Raw genomic sequence first — 8,602 nt, 5'->3', positions numbered from 1 at the left:
TCGACTTTGCTGTCGGGACGCATCATGGCGGACTGGCTCCAGAAAGAAATCGGGAGCGCAGCATCGGGCTTCAGGTAGTCGCTTGGAATGTGGGCTTCATGGAGCGGACACAGTGCTTCGGCAGCCTGGTCGAGCGTCATCCGATGCCGCAACCGCCAGCGAATGAATATCCGGGTGTTCTCATCCGGGGCGTTCTGGGCAAGCGCGTCCAGCAGTAGGGTGTCGGCACCGATCTGAATATCCAGCGCCGGCCATTCCACAGACCAGCCTCCATCCCCTAACGTTACGTCTTCGAACGCTTTGCGCTTAGCCAGTGGCGCCAACCCCGGATACGCTTTAAGCGCGTCGCTCATATCCAGGGTAAACCGCTGCCCATTGGTAAAAGTCAGCTCAAGGCTAGCGCCCGACCGAGGCTGAACCGCCCGCAGGCGGGGACGTTTCATCGATGCCATTTCATCCACTCCTTCTTGTGTCAGATAGCGCCCCTATCACCTCCAGCCAGTGATACTGCTCGGACCGACTTTCGCGATCACATGCCGATCGCAGAAACGATAAGTTGAAAACCTTACCGCAAGACGCAGCGCGCCTTGATTTCAATCAAGGCTGAAAGCGCTGGAAGGCATAGCTTGGGCTCAGCACCCCACTTGCGAGAATGGACGCTATGGCCAAGAAATTCCCCACCAACCCCAGCCACCCTGAACGCATCTGCTGGGGGTGCGACCTGTATTGCCCCGCCAAAGCGCTGGCCTGCGGCAATGGAGCCGATCGCACTATGCATCCGGTGGAGCTGTTCGGGGAGGACTGGGACCGTATGGAGGACCGGTTGGACAAGCCGGTTCGCGAGGTTCAGCAGGCGCAATCCAGCTGACTGCAGGAGGCTGCTTCGCGGCCCATCGCAGGCAAGCTGCCACCCACAACTCTCCCCTCGCAAATCGAACTGATCAAAAATGGCGGGGTTTGAGAGGTACACTGGGACTATCAGGAAGCTATAAGCAGCTTTACATAACCCCTAAAAGCCCCATACCACAGTGAGGGCGGAGGGGCTTTGGGTAAACGATTTAAAGTGTTCTTGCTGTGCTATCCATAGAGCGCCGTTAGGTTACACACACAGCGTTCAACGCTTTCATCAGACTGCACCATTCATAAAGAATTCAACAGGCACCTTAAAGAAATCAGCAAAGCCTTTTATTTGCCCAACCGTCATTTTTCTTTTGTTGTTCAGTATTTCAGAAACAGCACTTTGCGTTGCAATGCCAGACAAATCTTTTTGTTTAACGCCCCTGTCCGAAATCAGAAACGCGAGCGCTTCCGACTGAGAGGATTGAGGTATCAACACCGTTTCAGTTTCGTACTCGTACACGCGATCAGCGACCAGCTCCGCAAAACGTGCTGCTGCGTGATCTTCACTGTCCGCATGAGCGTAGAGCTCATCAATTAGCGCCATCCGCCCCTGCAGGTCATCATCATCTTCAATGGGATCATGACAGGCAGATAACAACTTGGACATTGTAGCTATCTGATCACTCAGCCCATCAAACATTGGTGAAATATTAGCTATGAAGGAATCTAGTCCATTGGCTTCGATCTTATCACGCTTCATCTGGTCACCTATAATTACATTGTACATAGATAGAGCCGGCCTTGTGATCATCTACTTAACATCACTTTTGCACCACTTGTCATATCCAGCGTGGGGCAGAATGTCCTTCATGTAAATGGTGCCGGTTCGTGTGTTGATCCACGCGATGATTCGACATTCATTTTTCTTGATATCGAAGACGTAGATATCAAGAGGTCCTTTTTTGCTCGTGTGTCTCAGCTTTGAGTGAGGAATGCGATCGACGTTCCATCCTGAGGCAGTGCCCCAAACATCACGAATTTGATCAAAGGACTCAAACCGAAGGGGCGGCCTGTCAAAGGTGGTCAGCCACAAGTTCAGTGGCTCTTTCCACTGGCTGTACGTTTCAATGGCTTGTGCAACCGCCGTCTTTGTTACCACTCGCATGTTTTTGGTTTCCGGCGTCCTTACATATACCGAAATTTATCGCACATACAGATATCTGTCAAACAGATATCTGTATGCCAGATAAACCCTCCTGGCAAGCTTGGACGGGCTTCAACCGCAACACCCTGCCTAGACGCTGATGCTTCGCCACTCACAACCAACGCTTCGGCAGCCTGCTCAATGCCATCCGATGCCGCAACCAGGCGACCCGCCTCCGTCAGAACGCCGTACTCACCGTCAACGACAGGTTCCGCGGATCCCCATATATAGCCCCCGCGTAGAACCCGTAGCGGGTGTAGTAGTGCTTGTCGAACAGGTTATTGGCATTGAGGCTGACACTCGTATCGTCAGTCAGCTGGTACTTGGCCATGGCATTCCAGATCGCATACCCCGACCAGTTGACGTCGGTAGCACCTGTGCTGACACCATTGCTCGGCTGCCCAGCCGGGCTGGATACCGCGCGAATGTTGCTCTGGGCGGTAACCCCTGCGCCAAGGGTCAGGCGGTCCAGCGGGCCAGACAGCCGATACGTGGTCGAGGCCTTGAACAGGTGCGACGGGTCGCTGCGGCCATCACTGTCGATACGGCGGAAGTGCAGGTACGTGTAGCCCGCGTAAACGTTCCAGTTCGGGGTCAGTGCACCGGCGATTTCCAGGTCGATGCCGTCGGTTTCCTGGCCAGAGCCGGCTTTGTAGGCGTCGTTACCGGTCGGTGTGGTCAGGTCGCCGTCCAGCACGGCCTTGTTTTCCTGCTTGGTGCGGAAGTACGCCGCCGAGGCATTCAGGCGGCCATCGAACCATTCGCCCTTGATGCCGGTTTCGTAGCTTTGCCCGCGAATCGGCTCGACCTTGCTGCCGCTGCTGGTCTCGACGGTCTGCGGGGTGAAGATGTCGGTGTAGCTGGCGTATAGCGAGTAGGTGTCGTTGAGGTCGTACACCGCGCCCAGGTAGGGGGTGACGATGCCGTTTTCTTCCTGGCTGGTGCGCACGCCCGCATTGCTGCGGGTGATTGCGGAATAGTTGCTGGTGCGCACGCCGACGATCACCGACAGCGGGTCGGTGATGCTCAGGCGAGTAGCTGCATACATGCCCTGCAAGCGGGTGGTGGTCTTGCTGTGGCGGCCGGTGCGCGAGGCGATCATGTCGTAGTCGTCATCCACGCCATTGCGCCAGTCGGTCAGCGGGAAACCGTTGTTGGCGCGGAACTGGCAACCCAGCGCCGCAGCACTGACGCGGCCGTCGCTGACCATGTTGCAGGTGTATTCCGGTGACCAGGCCACGGTGCGGCTGTCGTTGTAACCGACCATCGCCTGATGGGTACGGCCGAACAGCTGGAACGGGCCGGACAGGTCGATCTGCGCCGACTGCTGGGTGGTGTCGCTGGCGCTGTGCAGGCCGTTGAGCACGGCGCCGCTGCCGTCCTGGTCCCAGTAGCCGCCGAAGGTGCCGCGGCCCGCCGAGTTGACCTTGGCCAGGCCGCGGTGGTTGAGGGCCTCGGCGGTGCTTTGGGCGGCCTTCAGGTCCAGCGTCCAGTCGTTGTCGAAGCGATGCTCGAGCGAACCGAACGCCGTGCGGGTGGTGTACTCGCCAAAGCTCCAGCTGGGCACCACGTTGGTGCTGCGCGGCAGGTCGGTCTTGCTGCCGTCGCGGTACCAGATCGGGATGTTCGCACCCCACCCCCCGCCGACGACCTTGTTGTATTCGTACTGGTAACCGGCACCCAGGGTGGTGGCGTCGTCGAGGTCGAATTCGAAGTTGGCCAGCGCAGCGCGGGCGCGCTCGGACTGGTTGTCGCGGAACGAGTTGGCGTCCTGCTGGGTCATTACAAACCGCGAACGCAGGCGGCCGTCCTCGGACAATGGCAGGTTCAGGTCGGCGCCCAGGCGGCGTTTGTCCCAGCTGCCGTAGGTCGCGTAAGCACTGCCGCCGAAGGTCTTGGTCGGGGCCTTGCGGATCAGGTTGACGGTGGCCGAGGGGTCGCCGGTGCCGCCCAGCAGGCCGTTGGCGCCACGCACGATGTCGATGCGCTCGTACAGGTCCATGTTCAGCGCGTTACCACCGCCGCTGAAGTCGGAGCCACCCTGAAACTGCAGGCCATCGACCTTCCAGTTGCTGATCGAATAACCTCGCGCCCGGTAGTCGGTGCGCCCGCCGACTTCGGCTTTGCTGGCCGTCACCCCTGGCGTGGTTTCCAGCGCCTGCTCGATGGTGTGGATGGCGCGGTCGTCCATCTGCTGGCGGGTTATGGTGGTTACCGACTGCGGCGTTTGCCGCGGCGTCAGCTTGAGGCCGGTTGAACTGCGGCTGCTCTCGACCGTGTACCCTAGCTGGCCGGCTTCATCGGCAGGCACCAGCGCGCTGTCCTCGATCTGCGTGGCATCCAGCACCAGTGGCTTGCTGTCGGCAGCCATGGCGCTGCCGCTGATGGCCGCAGCGATGAAGAAGGCGAGCGGGGTGAGGTGACTTGCGCCTCGGCCGATGGAAGAGAAGTCGTTCATGATGCTCCGAGGTTTCATTTGGGAAGGCTTCGTATTCGCAGATGATTTTTTGTTACGATTCTAGGGATCCGCCCTTAGGGCTCCAGGCCCGGCTTGTACGGGGATGTAATTGAACGTAACGAGCGCCTCCGGCCCTCACCGAACAGGTGTTTTTAGCAATGAGTACAACGCTGCTGGTTGTCGACGATGACGACGAAATCCGCGAACTTCTCTGTGATTACCTGACAGATGCCGGTTACACCGTACTGGCCGCCGCTGATGGCGAGCAGATGCGTGAGCAACTGGCTGCGCACAAAGTGGAGCTGGTGGTGCTGGACCTGATGCTGCCCGGCGAGGATGGCTTGAGCCTGTGCCGCCAGTTGCAAGCCACCCCTGGCCTGGCGGTGATCATGTTGTCTGCCAAAGGCAGCACGCTGGACCGCATCATTGGCCTGGAAGTGGGCGCGGACGACTACCTGGCCAAGCCCTTCGAGCCACGCGAGCTGATTGCCCGGATCAAGGCCGTGCTGCGTCGCCCCCAGCGCCTCGATACACCGGTGGCAAAACCGGCTGTCGAAGCGCAGCAATTTGCCGGTTTTCGCCTCGACCACGTGAAGCGCCTGCTCACCCGCCCGGACGGCGAGACACTGACCCTGCCCCGCTCCGATTACCGCGTGCTGCGTGAGCTGCTTGAAGCCAACAACCGTGTGGTGTCGCGCGATCATCTGACCCGCAGTGCGTTCGGCCGTGACCACCTGCCCGATGACCGCTCGGTAGACATGTGCGTCAGCCGCCTGCGCCAGCAACTGCGCCGCGCGCCGGGCGCCGTCGCGCAGATCCTCACCATCCGCAACGAAGGCTACCTGCTGAGCCTCGCCCGCAGCGAGGCGGATGCCTGAGGTGCGCTGGCTCCGCCGGCTGTGGCCACGCACGCTGTTTGGCCAACTGCTGCTGATCATGGTCAGCGGCACGCTGGTGATCCAACTGATGTCGAGCAGCATCTGGTTCGATGTGCGTTTCGCGCAGGTGCTCGAAGCCCCGGTGCGGCTGATCGCCGCCCGCAGCGCGCCCCTGATTGCCAAGGCCGACTGCCATGCCGGCGCAGTGCAGGCGCCAGCCCATTATCAGCTGCGCTGTGCCGAGGCCTTGCCCGCGCAAGAAGGGGACGAACGCAGGGGGCGCAAGCGCATTGAATTGCTGCTGCACCAGGCCCTCAAGTACGAACTTGGCCATGCTGTAGACGTGCGCCTGATGAAGGTGCAACTGACTGACGAACTGGGCCAGCCGATTGTCTGGCGCAGCCTGTTCGGCTTGCGCACGGCCCAGGCGCATATTCAGTTTGCCGTGCCGCTGGCCGATGGGCATTGGCTGACCATCGATGGCCAGGAGCTGCAGGGCTGGAGTGGCGAGTCTGCCTGGGCGTTGATCAGCGACTACCTGCTGCGGGTGTATGCCCTGCGTATCGTTGCCGTGCTGCTGGTGTGCCTGCTGGCGGTGCGCCTGTGCCTGCGCCCGCTGCAGCGCCTGGCGGACGCAGCGCGAGGGCTGGGCAGCAACCTGGAGCAGCCACCCTTGGCGCTGGATGGGCCGCAGGAAGTGCGCCAGGCGGCGCAGGCTTTCAATGCGATGCAGCAACGGTTGATTGCGATGGTCAACGACAAGGCCTACTTCCTCGCCGCCGTTTCCCACGATTTGCGTACCCCGTTGACCCGCATGCGCCTGCGCCTGGAGCGCCTGCCAGACGATGAGCAGCGCGAACGGCTGCGGCAGAACATCACGCAGATGGACGACATGATCGGCCAGGTACTCGACTACCTGCGCGCCGGCGAGCAGCAGAACCTGCAACAGGTGGACCTGGACCAGCTGGTGGCGCGCCAGTGCGCAGACTTGGCCACCGCCAGTGAGCCGCTTCACGTTGAGGGCCAGGCGGGCACCGTGCGGGTCGATGCATTGCTGCTGCAGCGGTGCCTGCAGAACCTGCTGGTCAATGCCTTGCGCTATGGCAAAGACGTTTCGGTCACGCTGGAGCGCGTGGCCACGGGGGTTTTTATCCACATCGATGACTGCGGGCCGGGGATTGCACCCGGCTTGATGGCGACGGTTACCGACCCGTTCGTGCGGGGGGAAGGGTCGCGCAATCAGGCGTCTGGCGGGTATGGCTTGGGGTTGAGCATCGCCCAGCGCATCGCGGCCAGTCATGGCGGCGAGTTGCTGCTGTACAACCGCGACGGCGGCGGCTTGCGGGCCAGTGTGCGGTTGCCCGAATGACCTGCCATCACGGCCTTGCGTCGCGAAAGGGTCGCGCAGGGCAAACCTGCGATCAGGTAACAGTCTTTTACCGATTCACCAGGTTTTCCGCAGCCTGCCTTTGCCTATCCTAGGCCCGGTCATCCTGCCTGCGATGGACCCATGAAACATTCACTGCCCAGCCGCTACGCCTGCCTCGTCACCTGCCTGCTGTTCACCTTCGCCAGCCTGCCGCTACTGCCCCAACAGGCCTGGCTCTGGCCGTTCACCGTGCTCACCGCCCTGCTCAGCCTGGTCGGCCTCAATGACCTGCGCCAGAGCCACCATGCGGTGCGGCGCAACTACCCGATCCTGGGCAACATCCGCTACCTGATCGAAACCATCCGCCCGGAAATCCGCCAATACCTGATCGAAGGCGACGACGACAAGCTGCCGTTCTCCCGCTCCCAGCGCTCGCTGGTGTACGCCCGGGCCAAGAATGAAAGCGCCGAAAAAGCCTTTGGCACACTCAACGATGCCTACAAGCCGGGCTTCGAATTCATCAGCCATTCGATGCTGCCGGTGGCCACCCCCGACCCTGCTTCGTTCCGCATCGCCATCGGCGGGCCGCAATGCCGGCTGCCCTACTCGGCCTCGATCTTCAACATCTCGGCCATGAGCTTCGGCGCCCTCAGCGCCAACGCCATCGCTGCCCTCAACCAGGGCGCACGCCTGGGCCGCTTTGCCCATGACACCGGTGAAGGCAGCATCAGCCCCTACCACCGCGAACATGGTGGCGACCTGATCTGGGAGATCGGCAGCGGTTACTTTGGCTGCCGTACCGAAGAGGGCCTTTTCGACCCGCAACGCTTCGCCGAGCAAGCCCGCTCGGCGCAAGTGAAGATGATCGAGATCAAGCTCAGCCAGGGCGCCAAACCCGGCCACGGCGGCATCCTGCCAGGGCACAAGGTGAGCCCGGAAATCGCCGCGACCCGGGGCGTGCGCGAAGGCCAGGACTGCATTTCCCCGGCTGCGCACAGCGCCTTCCGCACGCCGGTCGAATTGCTCAAGTTCGTTGCCAGCCTGCGCGAACTGTCGGGCGGCAAGCCAGTGGGCTTCAAGTTCTGCCTGGGGCACCCGTGGGAGTTCATGGGCATTGCCAAAGCCATGCTGGCCACCGGCATCACCCCCGACTTCATCGTCGTCGACGGCAAGGAAGGTGGCACCGGCGCGGCACCACGCGAGTTCAGCGACAACATGGGCGTGCCCATGCGCGAAGGGCTGATGTTCGTGCACAACACCTTGGTCGGCCTGAACCTGCGTTCGAGCATCCGCATTGGCGCAGCGGGCAAGATCGTCAGCGCCTTCGATATCGCCAGCGTGCTGGCCATTGGTGCCGACTGGGTGAATTCGGCGCGCGGCTTCATGTTCGCCATCGGCTGCATCCAGTCGCAAAGCTGCCACACCAACAAGTGCCCGACCGGGGTTGCCACCCAAGACCCGCTACGCCAGCGCGCGCTGGTGGTACCGGACAAGGCCCAGCGCGTGGCCAGCTTTCATCGCAACACGCTGCACACCTTGGCCGAGATGCTGGCGGCCGCAGGGCTGGAGCACCCAAGCGAACTCAAGCCCAAGCACCTGGCACGGCGTGTCAGCGCCAGTGAAATCGGCTTGTTCTCGGATTTGCATACGTTTCTCAAGCCTGGCGAATTGCTCAGTGGCTCGATTGAAAGCGAGTTTTATGCGCGGATGTGGCGAATGGCGCGTAGCGACAGCTTTGCACCGGAGACGGGGGAAGTTGAAAAAGCAGCAGGGGTACGACGTAGACAGGCGGAGCCGGCTTGAAGGCTGGGGGCGCTTTGCGCCCCTTTCGCGGCACAAGGCCGCTCCCACAG

The 8,602-nt window shown here is 61.4% G+C and carries 8 protein-coding genes; 4 read left to right on the top strand and 4 right to left on the bottom strand.

Annotated elements, in window-relative coordinates; genetic code table 11:
- A partial coding sequence (locus HU766_RS25115) for a DUF2442 domain-containing protein (RefSeq protein ID WP_238338691.1) occupies positions 1–452 on the bottom strand: 452 nt, incomplete at its 3' end.
- 209 nt (positions 453–661) lie between these two features.
- Here HU766_RS25115 and HU766_RS25110 point away from each other — a divergent pair.
- Positions 662–868 (top strand): DUF3079 domain-containing protein, encoded by a 207-nt coding sequence (locus tag HU766_RS25110; RefSeq protein WP_186661488.1) that lies wholly within the window; start codon positions 662–664, stop codon positions 866–868.
- 258 nt (positions 869–1,126) lie between these two features.
- Here the strand turns inward: HU766_RS25110 and HU766_RS25105 are convergent, their stop codons facing one another.
- From HU766_RS25105 to HU766_RS25095, 3 genes are all read right to left on the bottom strand, one after another.
- A complete protein-coding gene (locus HU766_RS25105; RefSeq protein WP_186661486.1) occupies positions 1,127–1,600 on the bottom strand; it encodes a transcriptional regulator in 474 nt (157 codons plus the stop codon).
- A 51-nt stretch (positions 1,601–1,651) separates the two neighbouring features.
- Positions 1,652–2,005, bottom strand: a complete 354-nt coding sequence (locus tag HU766_RS25100; protein ID WP_186661484.1) for a type II toxin-antitoxin system HigB family toxin — start codon at positions 2,003–2,005, stop codon at positions 1,652–1,654.
- A gap of 217 nt (positions 2,006–2,222) precedes the next feature.
- A complete protein-coding gene (locus tag HU766_RS25095; protein WP_186661482.1) occupies positions 2,223–4,520 on the bottom strand; it encodes a TonB-dependent siderophore receptor in 2,298 nt (765 codons plus the stop codon).
- A 140-nt stretch (positions 4,521–4,660) separates the two neighbouring features.
- On the opposite strand from HU766_RS25095, the gene HU766_RS25090 reads away from it, so the two are divergent.
- From HU766_RS25090 to HU766_RS25080, 3 genes are all read left to right on the top strand, one after another.
- Positions 4,661–5,380, top strand: a complete 720-nt coding sequence (locus HU766_RS25090) for a response regulator transcription factor (protein WP_186661480.1) — start codon at positions 4,661–4,663, stop codon at positions 5,378–5,380.
- Positions 5,373–6,749: an ATP-binding protein gene (locus tag HU766_RS25085; protein WP_186661478.1), complete on the top strand. Its 1,377-nt coding sequence runs from the start codon at positions 5,373–5,375 to the stop codon at positions 6,747–6,749. The genes HU766_RS25090 and HU766_RS25085 overlap by 8 nt, the downstream gene beginning before the upstream one ends.
- 141 nt (positions 6,750–6,890) lie before the next feature.
- Complete coding sequence (locus tag HU766_RS25080; RefSeq protein ID WP_186661476.1) at positions 6,891–8,552, top strand: FMN-binding glutamate synthase family protein; 1,662 nt, start codon at positions 6,891–6,893, stop codon at positions 8,550–8,552.
- Positions 8,553–8,602: the final 50 nt, after the last annotated feature.

This window comes from Pseudomonas sp. SWRI77 (genome assembly GCF_014269105.1).
In the GTDB taxonomy this organism is placed as follows: Bacteria; Pseudomonadota; Gammaproteobacteria; order Pseudomonadales; family Pseudomonadaceae; genus Aquipseudomonas; species Aquipseudomonas capeferrum.
This window is presented reverse-complemented; position numbering and strand designations above follow the sequence as displayed.

Bases quoted from the DNA above. Each gene is read 5' to 3' on its own strand.
- HU766_RS25110 (WP_186661488.1), top strand. From the start codon at position 662: ATGGCCAAGAAATTCCCCACCAACCCCAGCCACCCTGAACGCATCTGC.
- HU766_RS25105 (WP_186661486.1), bottom strand. From the start codon at position 1,600: ATGAAGCGTGATAAGATCGAAGCCAATGGACTAGATTCCTTCATAGCT.
- HU766_RS25100 (WP_186661484.1), bottom strand. From the start codon at position 2,005: ATGCGAGTGGTAACAAAGACGGCGGTTGCACAAGCCATTGAAACGTAC.
- HU766_RS25095 (WP_186661482.1), bottom strand. From the start codon at position 4,520: ATGAAACCTCGGAGCATCATGAACGACTTCTCTTCCATCGGCCGAGGC.
- HU766_RS25090 (WP_186661480.1), top strand. From the start codon at position 4,661: ATGAGTACAACGCTGCTGGTTGTCGACGATGACGACGAAATCCGCGAA.
- HU766_RS25085 (WP_186661478.1), top strand. From the start codon at position 5,373: ATGCCTGAGGTGCGCTGGCTCCGCCGGCTGTGGCCACGCACGCTGTTT.
- HU766_RS25080 (WP_186661476.1), top strand. From the start codon at position 6,891: ATGAAACATTCACTGCCCAGCCGCTACGCCTGCCTCGTCACCTGCCTG.